The 21,121-nt window shown below is 64.4% G+C and carries 24 protein-coding genes; 9 read left to right on the top strand and 15 right to left on the bottom strand.

Annotated features, from left to right (window positions below):
- The first annotated feature begins 1 nt into the window (after window position 1).
- The 6 genes from ABB29_RS00885 to ABB29_RS00860 all read left to right on the top strand — a co-directional run bounded on the left by ABB29_RS00885 (window position 2) and on the right by ABB29_RS00860 (window position 4,330).
- On the top strand, window positions 2-1,192 hold the full coding sequence (locus ABB29_RS00885; protein WP_057656716.1) for a tetratricopeptide repeat protein: 1,191 nt from the start codon (window positions 2-4) through the stop codon (window positions 1,190-1,192).
- 153 nt (window positions 1,193-1,345) lie between these two features.
- The gene (locus tag ABB29_RS00880) at window positions 1,346-2,020 is read left to right on the top strand and encodes an energy transducer TonB (RefSeq protein WP_057656715.1); all 675 of its coding nucleotides are present in this window, start codon (window positions 1,346-1,348) and stop codon (window positions 2,018-2,020) included.
- Window positions 2,021-2,108: 88 nt separating this feature from the next.
- Window positions 2,109-2,873 (top strand): TonB-system energizer ExbB, encoded by a 765-nt coding sequence (gene exbB / locus ABB29_RS00875; RefSeq protein ID WP_057656714.1) that lies wholly within the window; start codon window positions 2,109-2,111, stop codon window positions 2,871-2,873.
- A 47-nt stretch (window positions 2,874-2,920) separates the two neighbouring features.
- Window positions 2,921-3,349, top strand: coding sequence for an ExbD/TolR family protein (locus tag ABB29_RS00870; RefSeq protein WP_057656713.1), 429 nt, complete (start codon window positions 2,921-2,923; stop codon window positions 3,347-3,349).
- Between the two features lie 3 nt (window positions 3,350-3,352).
- Window positions 3,353-3,763 carry an ExbD/TolR family protein gene (locus tag ABB29_RS00865; protein ID WP_057656712.1) on the top strand — a complete coding sequence of 137 codons (411 nt, stop codon included), beginning with the start codon at window positions 3,353-3,355 and terminating at the stop codon, window positions 3,761-3,763.
- A 168-nt stretch (window positions 3,764-3,931) separates the two neighbouring features.
- Entirely contained in the window at window positions 3,932-4,330 is a 399-nt protein-coding gene (locus tag ABB29_RS00860; RefSeq protein WP_057656711.1) for an ExbD/TolR family protein, read from the top strand.
- A 153-nt stretch (window positions 4,331-4,483) separates the two neighbouring features.
- Here the strand turns inward: ABB29_RS00860 and ABB29_RS00855 are convergent, their stop codons facing one another.
- The 3 genes from ABB29_RS00855 to cls all read right to left on the bottom strand — a co-directional run bounded on the left by ABB29_RS00855 (window position 4,484) and on the right by cls (window position 7,030).
- Window positions 4,484-5,236: a pyridoxine 5'-phosphate synthase gene (locus ABB29_RS00855; protein WP_057656710.1), complete on the bottom strand. Its 753-nt coding sequence runs from the start codon at window positions 5,234-5,236 to the stop codon at window positions 4,484-4,486.
- A 15-nt stretch (window positions 5,237-5,251) separates the two neighbouring features.
- Window positions 5,252-5,509 (bottom strand): hypothetical protein, encoded by a 258-nt coding sequence (locus ABB29_RS00850; protein WP_057656709.1) that lies wholly within the window; start codon window positions 5,507-5,509, stop codon window positions 5,252-5,254.
- Window positions 5,510-5,578: 69 nt separating this feature from the next.
- A complete protein-coding gene (gene cls, locus ABB29_RS00845) occupies window positions 5,579-7,030 on the bottom strand; it encodes a cardiolipin synthase (RefSeq protein ID WP_057656708.1) in 1,452 nt (483 codons plus the stop codon).
- 58 nt (window positions 7,031-7,088) lie between these two features.
- On the opposite strand from cls, the gene ABB29_RS00840 reads away from it, so the two are divergent.
- Window positions 7,089-8,165, top strand: a complete 1,077-nt coding sequence (locus ABB29_RS00840) for a PA0069 family radical SAM protein (RefSeq protein ID WP_057656801.1) — start codon at window positions 7,089-7,091, stop codon at window positions 8,163-8,165.
- A 29-nt stretch (window positions 8,166-8,194) separates the two neighbouring features.
- Here the strand turns inward: ABB29_RS00840 and ABB29_RS00835 are convergent, their stop codons facing one another.
- From ABB29_RS00835 to phhA, 5 genes are all read right to left on the bottom strand, one after another.
- The gene (locus tag ABB29_RS00835) at window positions 8,195-8,647 is read right to left on the bottom strand and encodes a hypothetical protein (RefSeq protein WP_157062427.1); all 453 of its coding nucleotides are present in this window, start codon (window positions 8,645-8,647) and stop codon (window positions 8,195-8,197) included.
- A 64-nt stretch (window positions 8,648-8,711) separates the two neighbouring features.
- Window positions 8,712-9,413 (bottom strand): 2OG-Fe(II) oxygenase, encoded by a 702-nt coding sequence (locus tag ABB29_RS00830; protein WP_211260657.1) that lies wholly within the window; start codon window positions 9,411-9,413, stop codon window positions 8,712-8,714.
- Window positions 9,413-10,447, bottom strand: coding sequence for a class 1 fructose-bisphosphatase (locus tag ABB29_RS00825; RefSeq protein WP_057656705.1), 1,035 nt, complete (start codon window positions 10,445-10,447; stop codon window positions 9,413-9,415). Before ABB29_RS00825 ends, ABB29_RS00830 begins: the two co-directional genes overlap by 1 nt.
- A 91-nt stretch (window positions 10,448-10,538) precedes the next feature.
- On the bottom strand, window positions 10,539-12,122 hold the full coding sequence (locus ABB29_RS00820; protein ID WP_057656704.1) for a TIGR00341 family protein: 1,584 nt from the start codon (window positions 12,120-12,122) through the stop codon (window positions 10,539-10,541).
- Window positions 12,123-12,261: 139 nt separating this feature from the next.
- Window positions 12,262-13,149, bottom strand: coding sequence for a phenylalanine 4-monooxygenase (gene phhA / locus ABB29_RS00815; protein ID WP_057656703.1), 888 nt, complete (start codon window positions 13,147-13,149; stop codon window positions 12,262-12,264).
- Between the two features lie 131 nt (window positions 13,150-13,280).
- Between phhA and ABB29_RS00810 the strand changes: the two genes are divergently transcribed.
- Both ABB29_RS00810 and ABB29_RS00805 read left to right on the top strand, forming a co-directional pair.
- Window positions 13,281-13,757: an Lrp/AsnC family transcriptional regulator gene (locus tag ABB29_RS00810; protein WP_057656702.1), complete on the top strand. Its 477-nt coding sequence runs from the start codon at window positions 13,281-13,283 to the stop codon at window positions 13,755-13,757.
- Between the two features lie 106 nt (window positions 13,758-13,863).
- Window positions 13,864-14,475: an HD domain-containing protein gene (locus tag ABB29_RS00805; RefSeq protein ID WP_057656701.1), complete on the top strand. Its 612-nt coding sequence runs from the start codon at window positions 13,864-13,866 to the stop codon at window positions 14,473-14,475.
- 27 nt (window positions 14,476-14,502) lie between these two features.
- Here the strand turns inward: ABB29_RS00805 and ABB29_RS00800 are convergent, their stop codons facing one another.
- The 7 genes from ABB29_RS00800 to ABB29_RS00770 all read right to left on the bottom strand — a co-directional run bounded on the left by ABB29_RS00800 (window position 14,503) and on the right by ABB29_RS00770 (window position 21,105).
- Window positions 14,503-14,958 (bottom strand): MgtC/SapB family protein, encoded by a 456-nt coding sequence (locus ABB29_RS00800; RefSeq protein ID WP_057656700.1) that lies wholly within the window; start codon window positions 14,956-14,958, stop codon window positions 14,503-14,505.
- Window positions 14,958-15,959 carry an L-histidine N(alpha)-methyltransferase gene (gene egtD, locus ABB29_RS00795; protein WP_425414710.1) on the bottom strand — a complete coding sequence of 334 codons (1,002 nt, stop codon included), beginning with the start codon at window positions 15,957-15,959 and terminating at the stop codon, window positions 14,958-14,960. Before egtD ends, ABB29_RS00800 begins: the two co-directional genes overlap by 1 nt.
- Window positions 15,960-15,964: 5 nt before the next feature.
- Window positions 15,965-17,257 (bottom strand): ergothioneine biosynthesis protein EgtB, encoded by a 1,293-nt coding sequence (gene egtB, locus ABB29_RS00790; RefSeq protein WP_083487319.1) that lies wholly within the window; start codon window positions 17,255-17,257, stop codon window positions 15,965-15,967.
- Window positions 17,258-17,312: 55 nt separating this feature from the next.
- Window positions 17,313-18,761 (bottom strand): ABC transporter permease/substrate-binding protein, encoded by a 1,449-nt coding sequence (locus ABB29_RS00785; RefSeq protein WP_425414709.1) that lies wholly within the window; start codon window positions 18,759-18,761, stop codon window positions 17,313-17,315.
- A 68-nt stretch (window positions 18,762-18,829) separates the two neighbouring features.
- The gene (locus tag ABB29_RS00780) at window positions 18,830-19,567 is read right to left on the bottom strand and encodes an ATP-binding cassette domain-containing protein (protein ID WP_057656698.1); all 738 of its coding nucleotides are present in this window, start codon (window positions 19,565-19,567) and stop codon (window positions 18,830-18,832) included.
- Between the two features lie 66 nt (window positions 19,568-19,633).
- On the bottom strand, window positions 19,634-20,239 hold the full coding sequence (locus ABB29_RS00775) for a DUF938 domain-containing protein (protein ID WP_057656697.1): 606 nt from the start codon (window positions 20,237-20,239) through the stop codon (window positions 19,634-19,636).
- On the bottom strand, window positions 20,239-21,105 hold the full coding sequence (locus tag ABB29_RS00770) for an NYN domain-containing protein (RefSeq protein ID WP_057656696.1): 867 nt from the start codon (window positions 21,103-21,105) through the stop codon (window positions 20,239-20,241). The genes ABB29_RS00775 and ABB29_RS00770 overlap by 1 nt, the downstream gene beginning before the upstream one ends.
- Window positions 21,106-21,121 lie beyond the last annotated feature (16 nt).

Raw genomic sequence — 21,121 nt, 5'->3', positions numbered from 1 at the left:
CATGCTGTATCGCAATTCCAAACATGCCCTGCTCTCCCTGGCCATCACGGTTGCACTGGGTGCGGGCGTCGTCGCTACAGCTGCCGCGGCCGGTGTCGGCCAGCGTGCCGAGCGCCAGAGCAAGAAGTCGCAGAAGGAAGAGGTCAAGTACCCGCAGGCGACCCGCGAGGAGCCCAAGGTCAAGGCCTCGACCAAGATGCAGAAGCAGCTGAACAAGCTGTTCTCTGATTACCAGGAAGAAGGCAAGGAAGATCAGAGCCTGGCCCTGGTGGACGAGATCATCGCCGACCCCAAGGCCAACGAATACGACAAGTCGGTGGCCGCGCAGATTGGCGCGCAGCTGGCCTATGGCAAGGACGACAGCGCCAAGGCCAAGACCTACCTGGGCCAGGTGCTGGAGTTCAACGGCCTGGACAACAACGGCCACTATCAGTCGATGTTCTTCCTGGCGCAGTTGCAGCTGCAGGACGACGAGAACGAAAAATCGCTGGCCACGCTGGACCGGTTCTTCAACGAAACCAAGTCGCAGAACCCCGACGAGCTGGTGGTCAAGGGCCAGCTGCTCTACAACATGGAGCGCTACAGCGACGCCATTCCGGTGCTGAAGCAGGCCGTCGACGCCTCGCCCGAACCCAAGGACAGCTGGGTCCAGCTGCTGATGGCCTCGTACGCCGAAGCCGGCCAGAGCCAGCAGGCGATTACCCTGGCCGAACAGATGGCGGCCAAGAACCCGAACGACAAGAAAGTGCAGATGAATCTGGCCTCGGTCTACCTGCAGGCCGATCAGGTCGACAAGGCCGCTGCCACCCTGGAAAAACTGCGTGCGTCCGGGCAGATGACCGATGAGCGTGAGTATCGCCAGCTGTACACCACCTACGCCAACATGGACGGCAAGGAAAAGCAGGTCATCGACGTCATCAACGAAGGCCTGCAGAAGGGCGTGCTGAAAGACGACTACCAGACCAATCTGGCGCTGGCCCAGTCGTATTACTACTCCGAACAGATCCCGCAGGCCATCGACGCCTGGAAAAAGGCCGCCCCGCTTTCCGAAAACGGCGAGACCTACCTCAACCTGGCGCGCGTGCTGTGGCAGGAAGACCGGATTCCCGAAGCCAAGCAGGCCGCCCAGTCGGCATTGGACAAAGGTCTAAAGAACCCTGCCGACGCCAAGAAAATCCTGGCGTTGCCGTAAGACAATCGCCAGCAAACAGGCCAAAACCCAGTCAAAACAATGGTATTGGCCTGCGAAAATGGTATAAGCTGGGAGTTCCCCTCGGTGAAACGCCGGGTGGCCCCATAACAACGTGCGGCTTCGGCACACGGTCCTCAAAGAGTTAATTGGCGCATGGCTGAACAACTGGTCATTAATAGGTATCGGGAACAGGAAGAGGAAACAGGCCTCAACTGGGCCCGTATCATCGGTATCGCCTTCGTAATCGCGTTGCACGTGGCTGCGTTGCTGGCTTTGCTGATTCCGGCGGTTGCTCCGCCCGCAGAAAAAGAAGAAGTGCAGCGTACTTCGGTCGTGATCGTGGATGCGCCACCGCCGCCGCCACCGCCGCCGCCGCCGCCGCCGAAGCAGGAAACGCCGCCGCCGCCGGTCAAGAACCTGGCGCCGCCGAAGCCGACCCCGCTGCCGCCGCCGCCGGAAGCACCGCCGGTTGAAGTCGCCGAGCCGCGTCCGACCGACGTCTACCAGCCGCCGGCCCCGCCCGCGCCGCCGGCCCCGGTCGCCGACATCGGCGCCAGCGTGGACATTTCCTCCAAGAACATGAACCCGCCGAAGTACCCGCCCGCCGCCGCGCGCGCTGGTATCGAAGGCCAGGTCATCCTGATCATCGACGTTGACGCAAACGGTAATGTGACCAATGTGTCGGTCGAGAAATCCAGCCGCAACCGCGATCTTGATCGCGCTGCCATGGCGGCTGCGAAGAAATGGCGCTTCAACCCATCCGTTGTCAACGGGCAGAAGGCTGCAGGTCGCGTACGCGTACCGGTGGACTTCAGCATGGGTGGCTGATCCAAACGCAACCCACGTTGCACACGTCTGGTTTTATCTCTAAGTAATCCGTTCTACTCTCAATCAACATTCAATAAAGGTAAGCGTCATGCTGCAGGAAACTCTCATCGCCGCCGCAGCGGGGGGCAACAACGCCGCTAATGCCCTTCAGCAGATGGGCTTCGAGCACTTGATCCATGAAATGACCACCCAGCCGGGTAGCTTCGTCGTTTCCTGGGTGGTGTTGGCCACGCTGGTGCTCATGTCCGCCATGTCCTGGTACTGGACCGTCATCAACGCCATCAAGAATGCCCGCCTCAAGGGCCAGGCCGAGCGCGTCACCTCCGCTTTCTGGGAAACCCCGAACGCGCAGGACGCCATCCGCCTGATGGAAGAACAGCCCAAGAGCGAACCCTTCTCAAAGATCGCCCTGGACGCAGCGCAGGCCGCCGCCCACCACCAGCGCGCTGGTGCCGGTGATGGCAGCAGCCTGGGTGAAAACCTGAGCCGCTCGGAATTCGTTGATCGCGCCCTGCGTCAGGCCGTGACCCGCGAAAGCGCCAAGCTGCAGACCGGCATGACCCTGCTCGCCACCGTCGGTGCAACCGCGCCGTTCGTGGGTCTGCTGGGTACCGTGTGGGGCATCTACGGCGCGCTGATCAAGATCGGTGCTACCGGCCAGGCCTCCATCGACGCCGTCGCCGGCCCGGTGGGTGAAGCCCTGATCATGACCGCCATCGGTCTGTTCGTGGCCATCCCGGCGGTGTTCGCGTACAACTTCTTCAGCAAGATCAACAGCTCGACGATCTCGAAGTTCGATACCTTCGCGCACGATCTGCATGACTTCTTCGCCACCGGCTCACGCGTAGGCTGAGCTGGCGGTTCCCGGTAGTCATACTCAAGAATTGACGGAGCCCGCAAATGGCTTTCAGTAGTGGTAATAGCAGCGGCCCGATGGCCGAAATCAACGTCACGCCCCTCGTGGACGTGATGTTGGTGCTGCTGATCATCTTCATCATCACCGCACCGCTGATGTCGCACAAAGTCAAAATCGAACTGCCCGAGGCCAATCTCGTGCAGAGCGAGGAAGACAAGAAGGCGCCCCCGGTGCCGCCGATCACCATCTCCGTCAAGGAAGATGGCTCGCTGTACTGGGGTGATGAAGCGGTGAGCAAGGAAGTCCTGGAATCGCGTCTGTCGACCTCGGCGCAGTTGCAGCCCCAGCCGAAGTTGAACCTGCGCGGTGACAAGACCACCAAGATGCGCACGATCAATGAAGTGACCAAACTTGCCCAAGGCCAGGGCATGCTGGATATCGGCTACGTCGCAACCAAAGACAAGGGGGGCTGAGCCATGGCATTCAGTAGTGGTGGAAGCAAGGGCCCCATGGCCGACATCAACGTGACGCCGCTGGTCGACGTGATGCTGGTGTTGCTGATCATCTTCATCGTGACCGCGCCGATCATGACCTATCCGATCGACGTGGCGCTGCCGCAGCGGGTCATCAACCCGCCGCCGCAGTTGCGCGAGCCGCCGCCGCCGATCGATCTGCGTATCGATGCGGATGGTTCTGTGTACTGGAACAACAGTCCTATCAACGTCCGCGACCTGCAGCCGCGGATGGTGGAAGAGGTGCAGCGTGATCCGGGCAACCAGCCCGAGTTGCGCATCGACGCCAATGACGATGCCCAGTACCAGGTCATGGCCAAGGTTTTGGCCGCGGCCAAGAACGCGCAGATGTTGAAAATCGGATTCGTGCAGTAGATCGCCGCGTCCGCGCGGGCCTTCAATCCGCGAATTGAAAACGCCACCTCCGGGTGGCGTTTTTTTTGCCCTGGCCGCTGTCGGCACGGCTGGAGCGGGTATTGCCGCCAGCCACCCACAGGCGTAACTTGGCCACACAACATCGTCGAAACCATCAGGAGGTGTGCCATGGCGTTCTCCGTTGCTTCGTCCGCTGCGCCCCAGTCGCAGATCAACATCACCCCGCTGGTCGACGTGATGCTGGTATTGCTGGTCATCTTCATGGTGACCGCACCGATGTTGTCACGGCCGCTCGAGGTCCAGCTGCCCCAGCAGGCCTTGCGCCATAACCCCGATACGCCGACGCAGCTGCGGCTTCGCGTCGTTGGCAGTGACAGTTACCAACTCGAAGGCAATCCGGTTTCCGGCCGCCAGCTGCAACAACAACTGAGCCGGGCGCGCATGCAATCGCCTGCCGTACAGTTGCGGTTGAGTGCCGCCGGACAAGCGGACTACCAGCAACTGGTGGATGCGATTGCGATTGCCCGGCGCGCTGGTCTGCAGCAAATCAGCATGAGTGCCGACTAGCCGGCGTGGGACAGCCAACACCTGCCGCAGGCGGCGACTGCGCATTCGTGGCAGGACGGCAGGCCTTAGCTTCTGGCAACGGACCCTGGGCCGGGACTGCTCACAGCTTCAGCGGGCGGCTGACGGCTTGGCCGGCCAGCCGACCCGAGCTGGTCAAGCGGCCCGCACGATATCCAGATAGCGACCGACGGTGGTGGCCAGGCCGTCGTAGATGGCTTCGCTGATGAGCGCGTGGCCGATCGACACTTCCAGCACATCGGGTGTTCCGCGCAGAAAATCAGCGAGGTTGGCCTGGCTCAGGTCGTGGCCGGCATTGACCCCCAATCCCAGTGCCTGGGCCTGGCGCGCGGTGCCGGCACAGGCAAGCAGGGATGCGCTGGCCTCGCCAGTGGCATGGGCGTCGGCAAACGGACCGGTGTACAACTCGATGCGGTCGGCGCCCAGAGCCGATGCCTCCTGCAGCCGAGTTACGCCGGCATCGACGAACAGGCTGACCCGGCAGTCCAACGCCTTGAACTGGGCAATCCACCCCGCCAGCTCATGGTTGTCGCCCTCGAAGTCAAAACCATGGTCCGAGGTAATCTGGCCGTCACTGTCGGGGACCAGGGTGACCTGTGCCGGCCGGACCGCGCGGCACAGCGCCAGCAGGCCCGGATAATCGCCGCGTGACGGGGCAAAGGGATTGCCTTCGACGTTCAACTCGACGCCGCGCTGGCGGGTCAGCTCGCCCAGAGCCAGTACGTCGTCCGGGCGGATATGCCGCTGGTCAGGCCGCGGATGCACGGTGATGCCGTGGGCACCGGCGTCCAGACAGGTTCTGGCAGCATGCAGCACATCCGGCAGCGCGCCACCACGTGAGTTGCGCAGCACTGCAATCTTGTTGACGTTGACACTAAGCAGAGTCATTGCGAAGTCGGGTAGTCAGAGCGGCGGCGGCTCGCCGGAAGAGGAGGCCTGTTTACGCGCCTGGGCCAGTTCGCGCAGCCGGTGCAGCTCGACCGGGTCAATCAACTGCGCGGTATCGCCGCGCTCGCCGACGCGGGCGCTGTACCAGCCCATGACCCAGGCGATCAGCAGGCCCAGCGAACCGAGCAGGCAGACCGCCATCAATGCCACCGAGGTGGTGCGGATGGCGACCGCCAGCAAACCGATGGAAAAAACCAGGAAAAGCCAATGCATTGTCCGTCCTCCCGCCCCGATGATGGCAAAAGTGTACCCGCTTCGGGCGTCGCCGGACTGCAGCCGCGATCACAGCAATGGCGACATCAGGCGGGCCATCGCCTCGGGTAGCCGGTGCCGCCAGAGCGAACGTTCGCGGAGGTTCTGTACCGGCTGCGCGCGCTCGAACTCGCCCCGCATCCAGTCGCCCAGCACGCTACTCACGCCGTTGTCGCGGAACAGCACGCAGACCTCGAAGTTGAGGCGGAAGCTGCGGTGGTCGAAATTGGCGCTGCCGAGCAGACTGACATCGTCATCGCACAGCATCGCCTTGCTGTGCATCAGGCGTGGGCCGTATTCGTAGACCTTGACGCCGGCCGCCAGCAGCTCGTCGAAGTAGGAGCGGGCCGCATACGTCACCAACCGTGAATCACTGAGCTTGGGCACCAGCAGGCGCACGTCGACGCCACCCAGTGCGGCCGAGGTCAGTGCCATCCGCGCCGCTTCGCCGGGTACGAAGTAGGGCGTCACCAGCCAGACCCGGCGGGTGGCCTCGTGGATCGCGGCCACGTGCATGCGATGGATCGGCTCCCATGGCGTATCGGGGCCGGAGGTCAGCACCTGCGCCGATATGCCGCCCTGCTCGGCCTCGGTGGCCTCGGGCCACAAGGTGGTGCCTTCGAAATCGGCGCGGCCATGGCCACTGGCGTATACCCAGTCCTCGACGAATACCTGCTGCAGGCAGGCCACCACCGGACCGTGCAACTGCATGTGCAGATCCCGGTAGGCGTCATCGCGCAGCGACTCGTCTTCCTCGTCGGTGATGTTGATGCCGCCGGTAAACGCGACTTGGCCGTCGATGACGATGATCTTGCGGTGGGTGCGCAGGTTCAGCCAGGGGCGGGTGAACAGCTTGAAGCGGGTAGGGTGGAACCAGCAGAACTGGCCGCCGGCATCCACCAATGGCTGCAGGAAGTGGCGGCGCAGACCGGTGCAACCGACCGCATCCAGCAGCAGGCGCACCTTGACCCCGGCCGCGGCCCGTTCCGCCAGCGCGTCACGCAGACGGGTACCGGTCGTGTCGGCGGTGAAGATGTAGTACTCCAGATGGATGTGGTCGCGTGCCTGTGCGACTGCCTCGAGGATGGCGCGATAGGTCTCGGCGCCATCGACCAGCAGTTGCATGGCGGTGGCGCTCGACGGCGGCTGGCCACTGGTGGCCTGGGCCAGCGTCGCCAGTTCGGTCGCCGAACTGCCGCGGCGATGCAACATGTCGTCGGCATCCAGGCCGCGGCGTGCGCGATGTCGCTGCAGGGTCCGCCGTTTGATGCGTTGCGGTCCGAACAGGAAATAGATCAGGTAGCCGAGGTAAGGCAGCATCGCCAGCGACATCAGCCAGCTGAGGGTGGCCACCGGCTCGCGCTTCTGCAGCATGATCCATGCACACAGCGGAATGATGTAGAGCAGCCAGGCCGCTGTCAGCCACGCTTTTATGTGCGGGATCGCCCAGAAGGCGTCCCACAGGTCGGCAATGATTTCCATGAACCGATTCTATGCGGTGTCGCCACCAATGAGACAGTGGGGCGCTAGCATGGATGCCATGGGCAAGTGGATCAAAGGGCGTGGCGCCACCGGCAATCTGGCCGGCCGCTTCGCCGTGACCCAGGCCGACGCCATCGACGATGGCTGGCACCAGCCGGACAGCGAAGGCGAGGTGGATTCCGCCGCCCGCACCCAGCTGCGCGAGGAAAACGCGCGCAGCATCATCACCCGCAACCAGTCGCCGGATGTCGGATTTTCACAGTCAATCAATCCGTACCGCGGCTGCGAGCACGGCTGCAGCTATTGCTTCGCGCGACCATCGCACGCCTATCTGGATCTCTCCCCGGGCCTGGATTTCGAAACCCGTATCTTTGCCAAGACCAATGCGCCGGAACTGCTGCGCAGGGAACTGTCGCGGCGCGGCTACCAGCCTTCGCCGATCGCGCTGGGGATCAACACCGATGCCTACCAGCCGAGCGAACGCAAGCTGCAGCTGACCCGCCGCATCATCGAGGTGCTGCATGAAACCCGCCATCCGTTTTCGCTGATTACCAAGAACGCGCTGGTCGAGCGGGACCTTGATTATCTTGCACCGATGGCCGCGCAGGGCCTGGTGGAAGTGTATTTTTCCATTACCAGTCTCGACAACCGGCTATCGGCACGGCTGGAACCGCGTGCTTCGGCACCGCATGCGCGACTGCGGGCGATGAAAACCCTGAGCGGGGCCGGGGTGCCGGTGGGAGTGATGTTCGCGCCGGCGATCCCGTGGGTCAACGACAGCGAGCTGGAAGCGGTGTTGCAGGCCGCGCGCGAGGCGGGGGCCCGCAGCGCCGGCTACGTGCTGTTGCGCCTGCCGCATGAAGTGGCGCCGCTGTTCCGTGACTGGTTGCAGACCCACGTGCCCGAGCGCGCCGCGCACGTGATGAGTACCATCCAGCAGCTGCGTGGTGGCAGGGATTACCAGTCGGCCTTCGGCAAGCGCATGCGCGGCGAGGGCGTCTACGCGGACCTGCTGGCCAATCGTTTCGCCCTGGCCCGCAAGCGCCTGGGCTTCGATCGCCATCGCCATGCGGCGTTGGACTGCAGCCGCTTCATCGCCCCGCGACCACCATCGGCGCAGGGCGAGTTGTTCTGAACCAGGCCGCCGCGCGGATTGGTGCCCGGCTAGTCTTCAGTCGCGCACGAGGTCCTGCTGTAGTGGTAGGACTCGAGGACCCAACTGCCATCGGAAGCACTACCGGCCCATTGGTAGCGCCACGACTGCTGCTCAAGCTTGTCGCTGCCACATGAGGAGATACTGATCCTGTCGCCACTGGCACCTGACGCAGGCAACGCGAGTGGCAGGTCATCATCCGGTGTCGCGGGATCACTTTGCTGCGCCTGCCAGGTCACGGTGAGGGTGCCGAGCTTGTCCAGCTCACCGATCATGTTGCCATTCAAATAGTGGGCGTGATCCTGCAACCACTGGCGTATATCCGTTGCCTCTGCCGACCCTGCCGGAAACTCGCTGGTGCGGGTGCGATCCATCCGGGTCTGCGCCAGACCCGCGTTGGCCAGCAAGCCTGTTGAGCAGAGGCCGAGCAGGGCGAGACCCAGCGTTCGTGGCAAGCGATTCATCCCGTGCCCCATTGCAATACGAAATGAAAATATATCTGCCAAGCGCCAGCAGCATGCAACCGACTCAAGTCGCGTACAGTTTGTCCGCGCTCTGGAACAGGATCCAACTGGTGGCGATGAACTTGTCGCCGCCCTGTGGCCGATTGCCGCGATGGGTATGGGTGAAGGCGGTCGGCGCGATCAGCAGGCTGCCGGTACGCGGTGTGATCTTGCGCTGCTGGAACAGGAACTCGGTTTCGCCCTCGGCGAAATCATCGTTGAGGTACAAGGTCCACAGCAGGTGGCGATGCAGGGTCTCGGCACTGCCGTCGCGCGGATACAGTTCGCAGTGCCAGTACGGATAGCCGCCTTCGCCGGCGCGGTACCACTGCAGGTTGGCGGCGCCCGGGCGCAGGCAGGTACGGGCCAGATCCGCGAGCCGCGCGTCGTCCATGTCGGCGAAGTCTTCGGCCTGCAGCCGGCGCAGATTGCCCTGCGCATCGGGCTGTTGCAGCATCAGCGGTGAAATAAGCGCCTGCGGATAGGCGCGCAGGTAGCCCAGCAGGCCCTTGAATACTGCCTGCTGCATCTGCTGGTCTTCTGCCCGCCAGGCAGGGTCGCCGCTGACCCGCAGGTCGCGGCTGTGCTTGAGCTCGGGAAACACGCCGCCACCGACCCGGCCCGGCGCCAGGCCTGGAGCGGCGCGCATGCGCCGGACCATGTCGGCGCAGATGGCCGGGTCCAGTGCCTCGTCGATGACGTGGATGAAATCGGCGTTGGCGTCCATCAGCCGGCCTTCGCCAGTGCCTGATCGGCATTGCGGTGATAGGCCACCGCTTGCGCGACTTCGTTGCGCGAACCAAGGAATACCGGCACCCGCTGGTGCAGCTGGTCCGGTTGCAGGCCGAGGATGTCCTCGCGTCCGGTGCTGGCGGCGCCGCCGGCCTGTTCAATCAGCATGCCCATCGGGTTGGCTTCATACATCAGCCGCAGCTTGCCGGGCTTGCCCGGTTCCTTGCGGTCCCACGGATAGATGAAGATACCGCCGCGGGTCAGGATGCGGTGCACGTCGGCGACCATGCTGGCTATCCAGCGCATGTTGAAGTTCTTGCCACGCGGGCCATCCTTGCCGGCTAGCAGATCGGCGACGTAGGCCTGCATCGCCGGCTCCCAGTGCCGCTGGTTGGACATGTTGATGGCGAACTCGGCGGTCTCTTCCGGCACCCGCATGTCACGCTGGGTCAGGATGAAGGCCCCGTGTTCGCGATCCAGGGTGAAGGCGTGGGTACCGTGGCCGGTGCTCAGCACCAGCATCGTGCTCGGACCATAGATGCAGTAGCCGGCGGCGACCTGCTGCCGGCCGGGTTGCAGGAAGTGCTGGTCGCCGGGCTGGCTGACGCCTTCGGGGCTGCGCAGCACCGAGAAAATCGTACCCACCGAGACGTTGACGTCGATGTTGGAACTGCCGTCCAGCGGGTCGAACAGCAACAGGAAGCCGCCTTTCGGAAATGCGTCGGGAATCGGCTGGCTGTGTTCCATCTCCTCCGACGCGCAGGCGGCCAGGTGGCCGCCCCAGGCGTTGGCTTCGAGCAGGATGTCGTTGCTCAGCACGTCCAGTTTCTTCTGCGCTTCGCCCTGCACGTTGCCGGTGCCGGCATCGCCCAGCACACCGCCCAGGGCCCCCTTGCTGACCGCGATTGAAATGCTGGTGCAGGCGCGCGCGACCACCGCAATCAACTGCCGCAATTCGGCATCGATGCGACCGGCGCGCTGTTCTTCAATCAGGTAACGGGTGAGCGAAACGGAAACCGCAGCAGACATGTCGGGCCATCAAGGAGTCAAGACAGAGGCCGCTATTGTCGCCGATGAGCCTGCGTATTTCAGGCGACTGGCCGATGCCGGTCGCCATCGGTCATGGCGTGGCCGGGCTAATCACCACCACCCGTGTCGCTGCCTGGCCCTGTTCGGCAATCATCCTGCGCGAGTCCTCACGGCTGGCGGCATCGACGTTGTCGACCTGCAGGCCCTGCTGTCGCAGCCAGTTGGCGACGGCTTCGGCGCGTGCCTGTGCCAATGGCTGCTGGCCGCCAGCGTGACCGGTCACCTCGACCCGGGTCAGCTGCCAACGTGACAAGGCCCACGCCACATCCTGCAGGGCAGCCTCGGCACGGGCATCGAGCACCGCGCTGTCGTCGGCAAATGTGATCCACGGCAGCGGCTGCTGCGCTGGCTCGACGTCAATCTGCGGACCCTTGCCGGTGGTGGCCATCGCCGACTCCAGGCGATGCGCCGCGGCCAGGTCCAGCCCGGCGCTCTGCCGCAGCCGCCAGCGTGCGTGTTGGCCATCCTGCAGGACTTCGAAACTACCAAGTGAAGCCAGCGCCCGTTGCCGCAGTTCGTCGCTGGCGCGCTGGTCCAGGCTGCGTTGCTGGGCGTGGCGCTGGGCATCGACCTGCAGCCGGTCGACGCTTTCACGCAGCAGCGCCAGCGACGCTTTCTCGGAGGCGATGCTCTGATCATCGGCGGTCAGTACTTCGCGCAGCTCCAGCTGCACCGGGCGGCCGAGTTCACGACTGAGTTCTTTCTGCAGGCGCGGTTGCAGCTGGCTGTGGTGTTCGGGGGTCAGCATCACCGCATCGACGATGTAGCGTTGCTCGGTGCGGTTGACCCGCAGCGTGGTCAGCTGGCCGTTGCCGGCGCTGGCGGCTTTCTCCAGGGCGACCTTGATCGAACGCTCGGCCAGGCCGCGTTCGGCGATATCGTGCAGGGCCAGGCCCAGTGGAACCGACAGCAGCACGAACGCGCCGATGATCAGGATGGCCTGCCACACCGTCTGCTTCGGCGAATCGTGATGGCCGAAGTGATACCAGCGGGCCATGATCGTCACCGACAATGCGATGGCGAGAAGATTGGTCATGAACAGGAACGCGGCGCCGCCGGCAATGGTGGCGTTGCCGATCGCGATGCCAAACCCGACCACCGCCAGCGGTGGCATCAAGGCGGTGGCGATGGCGACACCGACGATGGTTTCGCCCTTGCGGGTGATGGTGGCATAGGCGCCGGCCAGGCCGGAGAAGATCGCCACCAGCAGATCGAACAGGGTCGGTTCGGTGCGTGCCAGGATTTCCGGGGTCGGGTCCTGCAGCGGTGACACCAGCACGATCAGGAACGAGATCAACAAGGCCAGGCAGATGCCGACCAGCAGGGTCCGCAATGCATCGCGCATGCTGCGGAAGTCGAACGTCGCCAGCGACATCCCGAGTTCGACGATCGGTCCCATCAACGGGGAAATCAGCATCGCGCCGATGATCACCGCGACCGAATTCTGCAGCAGGCCGAGCATGGCGATGCCGCAGGACATCAGCACCATGAAGGCGTAACGCGGCCCCAGCCGTCCGCCTTCGTCGACGTGCACCAGCACCGCGGATCGGTCGACCTGCAGGTTCTCCCGCCGCCACTGTCGGAACCAGCGCCACAGCGCCCGCGATGAAGCCATCGTCGTCACTTCCCAGAATCAGCCGGCGCGCAGCTTAGCCGCTGTTCGATGAACCGTTGGCCGCAGAGGATATAACAAGTAACGTAAATAACATTTACTGCGGACTGCGGCGTCGCCAGCCCTGTCCGGCGACGCTGGCTCAGACGTCGCCGTCGTTCAACCAGCCCTCGCCGGTGCCGCGATGATAGACCCGGTCATCAGCGCGCACGTCGCCCGCGGCGATCGCGTCCTGCTGCTGCAGCTGCTGGTACAGCGGGGTGAAATCCGGCGCGGTGGCATCGATCAGCTGCTGGAAGCCATCGATGACGAAATAGGTCTTCTGGAAGGTATCGATGCGATAGCGGGTACGCATGACCCGCTGCAGATCGAAGCCGAGCCGATTGGGCGAATCCGATTCCAGCGAATACAGCGATTCGCCTTTCGAGGAGACGATACCGGCACCGTAGATGCGCAGCCCGCCGGGCGTGTTGATCAGGCCGAATTCGACCGTGTACCAGTACAGCCGGGTCAGGTGCACCAGCGCTTCGGGATCGATGGCGTGGGCCTTGACCCCGCCCTTGCCGTAGGCCTCCATGTAATCGGCGAACAGCGGATTCATCAGCAACGGCACGTGGCCGAACAGATCGTGGAACAGGTCGGGTTCCTCGATGTAATCGATCTGGTCCGGGCGGCGGATCCACCAGGTCACCGGGAAGCGGCGGTTGGCCAGATGATCGAAGAAATCCAGCTCCGGCAGCAAGCCTTCGACCCCGATCAGCTGCCAGCCGGTGGTCTTGCCGAGCACCACATTGAGCTCGTCGAAGCGCGGAATCTTGTCCGGGCTCATGCCCATCGCGTCCTGGGCCTGCAGGAATTCGTCGCAGGCGCGGCCGACCAGCAGCTCACGCTGGCGCTGGTACAGCTGGCCCCAGGTGGCATGGTCTTCGTCGCGATAGCTGTCCCATGGCTGCTCGACGATGGCAGTGGTATAGACCGGCACATAGCCTTTGTCGGTCTGCTGGCGTTCGACCCGGCGTGGCTCATTCATGGGGGTAATTTCCGCGGCAACTGGACATCCCCTGATGGTAGCGGCGGGCGCGCGCAATAGGTGTGCAAAAATGGCGTTGGAATGGCAATATCCGCAACATCGTTGCGTCATTCACTGTTGCGGAGCAACAAATGGCTGAATCCCTGCACCTGGATCGTACCGACTTGCGCCTGCTGGCATTGCTGCAGCAGCAAGGCCGTGCCACCAACGCCGACATCGCCGCGCAGGTGAACCTGTCGCCATCGGCCTGCCTGCGCCGTACCCAGCGGCTGGAAGCGGCCGGCGTCATCGATGGCTATGCGGCGCTGGTGCAGCCGAAATCGGTCGGCATGGGTCTGCAGGCGTTCGTGCGGGTACAGCTGGAAAAACACGGCCATCCGGACATCGACCAGTTCGCCGACAAGGTCCAGGGCTGGGATGAGGTGGTGGCCTGCCACGCCTTGACCGGCGACATGGACTATCTGTTGCACGTGATGGTCGAGGACCTGGAACATTTCTCGCAGTTCCTGCTGGATCGCCTGCTCAACGCCAGTGGCGTGGCCGATGTCAATTCCAGCTTCGTGCTGCGCACGGTCAAGGCATTCCGCGGGGTGCCGCTGCCGCGTTGAGCCGGCGCCGGCTTGAACCCCGACCCGGGCGTGTCCAGAATCCAGTCACCACCGCCGCGGGCATCGATCACATGACAGCATCGGCATCACCAGTGGCCAGCGCGGCATGATCGGGCGGGCTGACAGCTGGCAGCGCGCATGGCGCGGCATTGGTGCCGACGGCGACGGCGACGAGGTGCTGGCGGGTCTGCTGGCGGCGTACGCGCAGCCGCATCGGCATTACCACACGCTGCAGCACCTGGACGAATGCCTGCAGGGATTCGAACAGGGCAGGGTGCTGGCCCTGCATCCGCACGAAGTCGAACTGGCGTTGTGGTTCCATGACGCCGTCTACGAGGTCAAGGCTGCTGACAACGAGCAACGCAGCGCGGACTGGGCCGCCCAGGCGCTGCAGCAGGCGAACGTCGCCGACGCCTGCATCGCTCGCGTGCACGCACTGATCATGGCCACTTGCCACCGTGCGCTGCCGGTATCGGCGGACGCGCAGTTGCTGGTCGATATCGATCTTTCGATCCTGGGTGCGGCGCCAGCGCGGTTCGCCGAATACGAGCGTCAGATCCGCCAGGAATATGCCTATGTGCCGGGCTTCCTGTTCAAGCGCAAGCGAGGCGAAATCCTGCGTGGTTTCCTCGATCGCCCCCGCATCTACAGCACCGCGTTGTTCCACGATCGGCTGGAAGCCGCGGCGCGGGCCAATCTGGCCGGCGCGGTTGCTTGATGGCGGGCATTAACGTCGCAATGCCCGCTACCGCGATTTGACCAGCCGCCGTTCGACCCAGCGAAACACGCCGAGCACGATCACGCACAGCAGCGATGCGCCGAAGGCCAGCACATAGTTGCCGAGCCCGGTGGCGATGCCGATGGCCGCGGCCATCAACAGCGAGCTGGCGGTGGTCAGGCCACGGACCTGATCGCTACGGCTGGAACGCAGGATCGCGCCGGCGCCAACAAAGCCGACCGCCGCCACCACCGCTTCGATCAGGCGTACCGGATCGACCCGCAGCAGTTCTCGATAGGGCTCGTTGACGAAATGGCTGGCGATCACGTCGCCCAGCCCGACAATCAAGGACGCGGCGCCACTGATCAGCATATGGGTGCGCAAGCCGGCGGTGTGCCGTCCCATTTCGCGTTCGATGCCGAGCACACCGCCCAGCAGCATCGCTGCCGCGACTCGCAGCAGGATCCATAGATCCTGCTCCATCAGCCAGCGGCCTCCAGCCGTTGGCCGGGCGCGATCGGCCGCAGCAGCCGCAAGCCGAACCAGTCACGCGCATCATTCCAGTGCTGGGCCACTTCCAGGCCGGCCTCGGCCGCCAGAGCGGAGAAACCGGGATCGGTGTACTTGTGGCTGTACTCGACCTGCATGGCTTCATCGCGATCGAAGTGGAACAGCTGGCCGCCGACGCGCACATCCTGATCGATCAGACTGACCAGGAAAGTTTCGATGCGGCCGCGCTCGCGCACATAACTGGCGCGATGCTGGAACTGGTCGAGGTTGAAGTTGCTGCCGATCTCGCGGTTGAGCCGGGCCAGCAGGTTGAGGGTGAAGCGTGCGGTGACGCCGGCACTGTCGTTGTAGGCAGCGTCGATCAGCGCTGGATCCTTGTCCAGATCAATCCCGATCAAGGCCCTTCCGTCGTTGCCCATGGTCTGATGCATCGCCCGCAGGATCGCCACCGCATGCGGGCGGGTGAAGTTGCCCAGGGTCGAACCCGGGAAGAACATCAGCGTACGCCGCGCGCTGCGGCTGGGTGGCGGCAGTGCGATGGCCTGGGTGAAATCCGCGCATACCGGCAGCATTTCGACAGCGGGCAATTCCCCGGCCATCCGCTGGGTGCTGGCCAGCAGCACGCTGCGCGATATCTCGACCGGTGTATAGGCTACCGGCTGCTGAAGCCCCTGCAGCAGCAACTCGGTCTTGCGGCCACTGCCGCTGCCATATTCGACCACGTGCGCGTTGGCGCCGACCGCCGCGGCAATATCGGGCATGCGCTGTTCCAGCAATGCCAGCTCGGTGCGTGTCAGGTAGTACTCGGGCAGTTGGGTTATGGCTTCGAACAGGCTGGACCCATGTGCGTCATAAAAGTATTTGGATGGCAACTGCTTGGGCGTGCGCGCCAGCCCGTCCAGCACATCGGCAAGGATGTCGGCCGGTTGTGGGCGCAGATCGGTCAGTGACATGGCAGCGGCGGCCGTTTCGATGTTCATCACAGGTCCTTTGCGAGGCGGATGCCGGTAAACTGCCAGCGCGCCGAAGGCGGGAAAAAATTGCGGTAACTGGCGCGTACGTGGTCGCCGGGCGTGACGCAGCTACCACCGCGCAACACTTGTTGCCCGCTCATGAATTTGCCGTTGTACTCGCCCAGGGTGCCGGGCAGGGTGCGGAAGCCTGGATAGGCGCCGTAGGCGCTGCTGGTCCATTCCCAGACATCGCCGAACAGTTGCTGCACTGGCGCTAGTCCGCTGCAGGCCTGCGGATGAAGGGCATCGCCTTCGACGAAATTGCCAGCCACCGGTTGCGCCTGCGCGGCCACTTCCCACTCGGCCTCGCTCGGCAGGCGGGCGCCGGCCCAGCGCGCGAACGCATCGGCTTCGAAGCCGCTGACATGACACACCGGTGCATGCGGATCGCGCGGTCGCCAACCGGCCAGGGTGAACTCAAGCGGTTCCTGCGTGTGCCAGTACAAAGGCGCTTGCCATCCCTGTTCCTGGACCAGCTGCCAACCGTCGCTCATCCACAGCTGCGGACGCCGGTAGCCGCCGTCCTCGATGAAGCTGGCGTACTCCTGGTTGCTGACCGGACGGCAGGCCAGTGCATGCGCCGGCACCAGCACCCGGTGCCGCGGTGATTCGTTGTCGTAGGCAAATGCATCGTTGCCCGGCCAAGCGTGCGCGCCGATCTCGGCCAGCGCTTCGTCGTGCCGCTGCCAGCCCAGTGCCGTGGCCGCGCCGCTGGCGTAGCGCAGATCCTGGCGATACGCCGGTTGTAGCGGATTGCTGAAAAACGCGTGCTTGATGTCGGTCAGCAGCAGTTCCTGATGCTGCTGCTCGTGCTGCAAACCCAGGGCGAGCACTTGCTGCAATGCCGGCGCCAACCGGCCGTCGCTCAAGCGCTGCGCCAGTCGCTGCTCCACTTCGCCGCGGTAATCGAGCACCTCGCTCAGGCCGGGCCGTGACAGCAGACCGCGCTGCGCTCGCGCATGCATCGGGCCTGCCCCCTGGTAGTAACTGTTGAACAGGTAGTCCCAGTGCGGATGCAGGGCCCGGTAGCCATCCTCGGCGGCCAGCACGAAGCGTTCGAAAAACCAGGTGGTGTGGGCCAGATGCCATTTCGCCGGGCTGGCATCGGCCATGCTCTGCACCATCGCGTCCTCGGCGCTCAAGGGTGCGGCCAGCTCGCGGCTGCGCGCACGTACCCGCAGCAGCGCGGCCAACAGCGGCATGGTTGGCGCGGGATTGGTGGCGGAAGGCGTTGTGGCCAGGGCGGTAATACTGGTCATGGCTGGAAGCTTAGGGTGAATGCGTTAACAACACGTAATGAGCCGGCATCGAGGATCAATCGCGCGCCGGCAAGCGCAGGCCTCGCGGGGTCAGCCAGCGTTCCAGCAGCTCGAAGCCGGCCTGCACCAGCAACGCCAGCCCGGCGGCCGGAATCGCGCCTTCCAGGATCAGCGGAATATCATCGAGGCGGATACCGGTCAGGATCGGTTGGCCATAGCCACCGGCGCCGATCAGCGCGCCCAGCGTCGCAGTGCCGACGTTGATGACGGCGGCAATCTTGATCCCGGCCAGGATGGTGCGCAGGGCCAACGGCAGCTCTACTTTCCACAAGCGGGTGCGTGGTGGCAGGCCGATGGCGGCGGCGGTTTCACGCAGATCACGCGGGATCCCGGTCAGGCCGGCATGGGTGTTGCGGACGATCGGCAGCAGGCTGTACAGGAACAGCGCGGCGATCGCCGGCTTCGCACCAATGCCGAACAACGGAATCATGAACACGAACACCGCCAGCGACGGCAGCGTCTGCAGCAGGCCGGTGATGGACAGGATCCACTGGCCCCAGCGCGGATGGCGTGCGGCGAACACACCCAACGGCAGCGCCACCAGCAATGCCAGTCCCAATGACACCGCGACCAGCGCCATGTGCTCGATCGTCCGCTGCCAGATGCGCGAAGCGCGGCTGCGCGGTGCCGGCGCTGCCACGCCCGACCACTGCGCGGCGACCTCGGATTCACTGCGGCTATCGATCTTCACCTGCTGGTTGAGACGCTGCATCGTCGCCGCGTCGATGCGCCCGGCCAGGCCCTGCAGTGCGGACAGCCACTGCGGTGCACGCTGCTGCAGATCCAGCCGATACAGGAACACCGCCTGGTAATCGGGGAAATACTGCAGATCGTCCTGCAGCACCTGCAACTGGTAGTACGGGATCTCGGCGTCGGTGCTGTACAGATCGATGACGTCGATGGCGCCGCTCTGCAGGCCACGATAGGCGAGGTCATGGTCCAGTCCGTTCGGCCGTTGCCGCAACCGGTACCGCTCGCGCAGGCCGGGCCAGCCATCGGCGCGCGACAGGAACTCGTTGCTCAGGCCAATCTTCAACTGCGGATGCGCGGCCAGATCGGAGATCCGGCGTATCCCCAGCTCGCGCGCACGCGCCTGCATCATGCCCAGCGCGTAGGTGTTGTTGAAGCCGAGCGAGTCGGTCATGCCCAGACCGCGCTGTCGCAGCGCCTCGCGCAACTGGGGGATGTCGGCATCGGGCATCTGCAGCAGCTCCTGCGCCAGGGTGCCGGTGTACTCGGCATAGGCGTCGATCGAGCCGTTCTCCAGCGCCCGCCACAGGATGCGGGTGCCGCCCAGCTGGCGCCGATGTTCGATGACCAGGCCTTGCCGGCGTCCGGCGTTGGCCCCGATCTCGCCGAGGATCACCGCTTCGGTGAAGTTCTTCGAACCGATGTGCAATGTCGCCGGCGGCGTTGCATTCGCCATCATCGCCAGGCCCATCATCAGCACCAGCGCAAGGGCCCACCTTGCGTGTATTGCACGCTTCATCGCCGCGACAACGGGCCGCCGTTTCACGCACCCACCCGCAGGCTGCGCTGGGCGGTCATGAACTGCTGCACGAATGGCTCGACTGGTTGCTCCAGCAATGCCTGCGCACTGCCCTGCTGAACGATTCTGCCCTTGCGCAGCAACACCAGCTGATCACCGAGATAGGCCGCTTCGGCCACGTCGTGGGTGACCAGCACCACGGTCTTGCCGAGCGCGGCGAACAGCGCCTGCATCTCGGTCTGCAAATCGTGGCGCACGATCGGATCCAGCGCGCCCAGTGGCTCGTCCAGCAGTAATGCCGGAGGATCCAGCATCAATGCCCGCACCAGCCCGACCCGTTGCCGCTGGCCACCGGAGAGTTCCGCTGGAAAGCGCGCCAGCAGTTCGAACCGCAGCTGGCACAGATCCGCCAGCTCGCGCAGCCGCGCCTGTACCCGATCCGCTGACCAGCCGAGCGTGCGTGCCAGCAGGCTGGCGTTGTCGGCCGCGCTCAGGTGCGGAAACAGACCGCCTTCCTGGATCACGTAACCGATGCGTTGCCGGCGTTGCAGCAGGGTGTCACGCGACAGCGGCTGGTCCTGGTACAGCACCCAGCCCTGATCCGGCCAGTCCAGGCCCAGCAGCAAACGCAGGATGGTCGACTTGCCCGCCCCGCTGGGACCAATCAGGGCGGTGGTGCTGCCAGCTTCAATCTGCAGGTTGATCCCGTCCAGCACACGCACGGCGCCGTGGGCCTTGCTGACGTTTTCGAGTTTGAACATCCGCGCAGGATATACGAAGCGCCTGCACGAGACCGCGAAAAGCGGGAGGCGGAAGGCAAGTTTGAGTCAGCTCACGCGCCGCCACAGCAGGCAGCGATTATTGGCCGGCATGGCGAGGTCTTCGACCAGCTGCAGCCCATGGCCGCGGGCCAGCGCGTCGACCGCCTCGAAGTCGCGGATGCCCGATTGCGGATCGCGCGCCTTCAGCCAGGCATCGAACTCGCGATTGCTCGGTGAGCTGAACTCGCCGTGGTAATTGAACGGCCCGTAGACAACCAGCAAGCCACCGCTGGCAAGTACCCGGCCGACACCGGCAAAAAACAACTGCACCGCCGGCCACGCCATGATGTGCAGCGTGTTGGCGCTGAACACCGCTTCGTAACCGGTTTCTGGCCAGTCACCGGTGACGTCCAGCGCCAACGGTGGCGGCGTGTTGCCCAGCGCCGCTTCATCCAGCCATTGGCTGATGCCGGCCAGCTGTTGCTGGCAATCCGAGCACTGCCAACGCCAGCGCGGCAGCGCCTGGGCGAAATACACCGCGTGCTGGCCGGTGCCGCTACCAATCTCCAGCAGTCGCCCGCCTTGCGCTGGCAGGTGCTGTTGCAGCACCGCCAGGATTGGTTCCCGGTTGCGTTCGCACGAAGGTGCGTGCGGTTTATCGGCGCCTGCCATCACGCGTCACGGCTGCGGACGTAGAAGTGCTTGGTGTTGCTACCGTCGCGACTGCGTTCCTGCAGTTCGAAATACCTGGGCTGGTACTTGAACAGATCGCTCAGTTTCTTGTGCCCGTACAGGCGCGGGTCGAAATCCGGCCGGACCTTGTTGAGATAACTGCCGACCGCGCCAAGGAAGGCCCAGTCCTGATCATCGGATGCGTCTTCGATGGCCTGGCGCAGCAATTCCAGCGGCAGCGGCTCCGCCGACTTGCCGTTGCGCGCGTTGCCATCGTCAGTGCCGGCTTCCTGCTTGCCGCGGCCGGTTCCACCGCTGGTGGCTTTCTTCGCCGGCGACTTCTTCACCGGCTTGGCCTTGCCGCCAGCCTCGGTCTCGCCGTCGCTGTCCTGCGCGCCGCTGCGCAGCACCTCGGTATAGATGAACTTGTCGCAGGCCTGGACAAAGGCGTCGGGCGTCTTGCGTTCGCCAAAGCCGTACACGGTCTGGCCTTCCTCGCGCAGCCGTTGTGCCAGCCGGGTGAAATCGCTGTCACTGCTGACCAGGCAGAAGCCATCAAAACGATGGGTGTACAGCAGATCCATCGCATCGATGATCAGCGAACTGTCGGTGGCATTCTTGCCGCTGGTGTAGGCGAACTGCTGGACCGGCTGGATCGAATGCTTCAGCAGCACCTTTTTCCATTGCGTCATGCGGGTGCTGGTGAAGTCGCCGTAGATGCGCTTGACGCTGGCGACGCCGTACTTGGCGACTTCCGCCAGCAGTCCTTCGATCGCCGATGGCTGGGCGTTGTCGGCATCGATCAGCACCGCCAGCCTTTGCTGGTCGTCTTCGCCGTCGTTCTTGCCACTGCTGCGCGATTTCATTGCTGCTCCTGTGTTC

This window comes from Pseudoxanthomonas dokdonensis, from assembly GCF_001431405.1.
GTDB lineage: Bacteria > Pseudomonadota > Gammaproteobacteria > Xanthomonadales > Xanthomonadaceae > Pseudoxanthomonas_A > Pseudoxanthomonas_A dokdonensis.
The sequence above is the reverse complement of the archived record's forward strand: the minus strand, read 5'-3'. Positions and strand labels throughout refer to the sequence as shown.

What these genes read in the sequence shown, in the direction of transcription:
- ABB29_RS00825 (WP_057656705.1), bottom strand. Translation starts at nt 10,447, where the DNA reads ATGTCTGCTGCGGTTTCCGTTTCGCTCACCCGTTACCTGATTGAAGAA.
- ABB29_RS00840 (WP_057656801.1), top strand. Translation starts at nt 7,089, where the DNA reads ATGGGCAAGTGGATCAAAGGGCGTGGCGCCACCGGCAATCTGGCCGGC.
- phhA (WP_057656703.1), bottom strand. Translation starts at nt 13,149, where the DNA reads ATGAATGAGCCACGCCGGGTCGAACGCCAGCAGACCGACAAAGGCTAT.
- exbB (WP_057656714.1), top strand. Translation starts at nt 2,109, where the DNA reads ATGCTGCAGGAAACTCTCATCGCCGCCGCAGCGGGGGGCAACAACGCC.
- ABB29_RS00820 (WP_057656704.1), bottom strand. Translation starts at nt 12,122, where the DNA reads ATGGCTTCATCGCGGGCGCTGTGGCGCTGGTTCCGACAGTGGCGGCGG.
- ABB29_RS00860 (WP_057656711.1), top strand. Translation starts at nt 3,932, where the DNA reads ATGGCGTTCTCCGTTGCTTCGTCCGCTGCGCCCCAGTCGCAGATCAAC.
- ABB29_RS00830 (WP_211260657.1), bottom strand. Translation starts at nt 9,413, where the DNA reads ATGGACGCCAACGCCGATTTCATCCACGTCATCGACGAGGCACTGGAC.
- ABB29_RS00780 (WP_057656698.1), bottom strand. Translation starts at nt 19,567, where the DNA reads ATGTTCAAACTCGAAAACGTCAGCAAGGCCCACGGCGCCGTGCGTGTG.
- ABB29_RS00850 (WP_057656709.1), bottom strand. Translation starts at nt 5,509, where the DNA reads ATGCATTGGCTTTTCCTGGTTTTTTCCATCGGTTTGCTGGCGGTCGCC.
- ABB29_RS00885 (WP_057656716.1), top strand. Translation starts at nt 2, where the DNA reads ATGCTGTATCGCAATTCCAAACATGCCCTGCTCTCCCTGGCCATCACG.
- ABB29_RS00870 (WP_057656713.1), top strand. Translation starts at nt 2,921, where the DNA reads ATGGCTTTCAGTAGTGGTAATAGCAGCGGCCCGATGGCCGAAATCAAC.
- ABB29_RS00770 (WP_057656696.1), bottom strand. Translation starts at nt 21,105, where the DNA reads ATGAAATCGCGCAGCAGTGGCAAGAACGACGGCGAAGACGACCAGCAA.
- ABB29_RS00835 (WP_157062427.1), bottom strand. Translation starts at nt 8,647, where the DNA reads ATGAATCGCTTGCCACGAACGCTGGGTCTCGCCCTGCTCGGCCTCTGC.
- ABB29_RS00805 (WP_057656701.1), top strand. Translation starts at nt 13,864, where the DNA reads ATGATCGGGCGGGCTGACAGCTGGCAGCGCGCATGGCGCGGCATTGGT.
- ABB29_RS00880 (WP_057656715.1), top strand. Translation starts at nt 1,346, where the DNA reads ATGGCTGAACAACTGGTCATTAATAGGTATCGGGAACAGGAAGAGGAA.
- ABB29_RS00775 (WP_057656697.1), bottom strand. Translation starts at nt 20,239, where the DNA reads ATGGCAGGCGCCGATAAACCGCACGCACCTTCGTGCGAACGCAACCGG.
- ABB29_RS00810 (WP_057656702.1), top strand. Translation starts at nt 13,281, where the DNA reads ATGGCTGAATCCCTGCACCTGGATCGTACCGACTTGCGCCTGCTGGCA.
- ABB29_RS00855 (WP_057656710.1), bottom strand. Translation starts at nt 5,236, where the DNA reads ATGACTCTGCTTAGTGTCAACGTCAACAAGATTGCAGTGCTGCGCAAC.
- ABB29_RS00785 (WP_425414709.1), bottom strand. Translation starts at nt 18,761, where the DNA reads ATGATGGGCCTGGCGATGATGGCGAATGCAACGCCGCCGGCGACATTG.
- cls (WP_057656708.1), bottom strand. Translation starts at nt 7,030, where the DNA reads ATGGAAATCATTGCCGACCTGTGGGACGCCTTCTGGGCGATCCCGCAC.
- ABB29_RS00865 (WP_057656712.1), top strand. Translation starts at nt 3,353, where the DNA reads ATGGCATTCAGTAGTGGTGGAAGCAAGGGCCCCATGGCCGACATCAAC.
- ABB29_RS00800 (WP_057656700.1), bottom strand. Translation starts at nt 14,958, where the DNA reads ATGGAGCAGGATCTATGGATCCTGCTGCGAGTCGCGGCAGCGATGCTG.
- egtB (WP_083487319.1), bottom strand. Translation starts at nt 17,257, where the DNA reads ATGACCAGTATTACCGCCCTGGCCACAACGCCTTCCGCCACCAATCCC.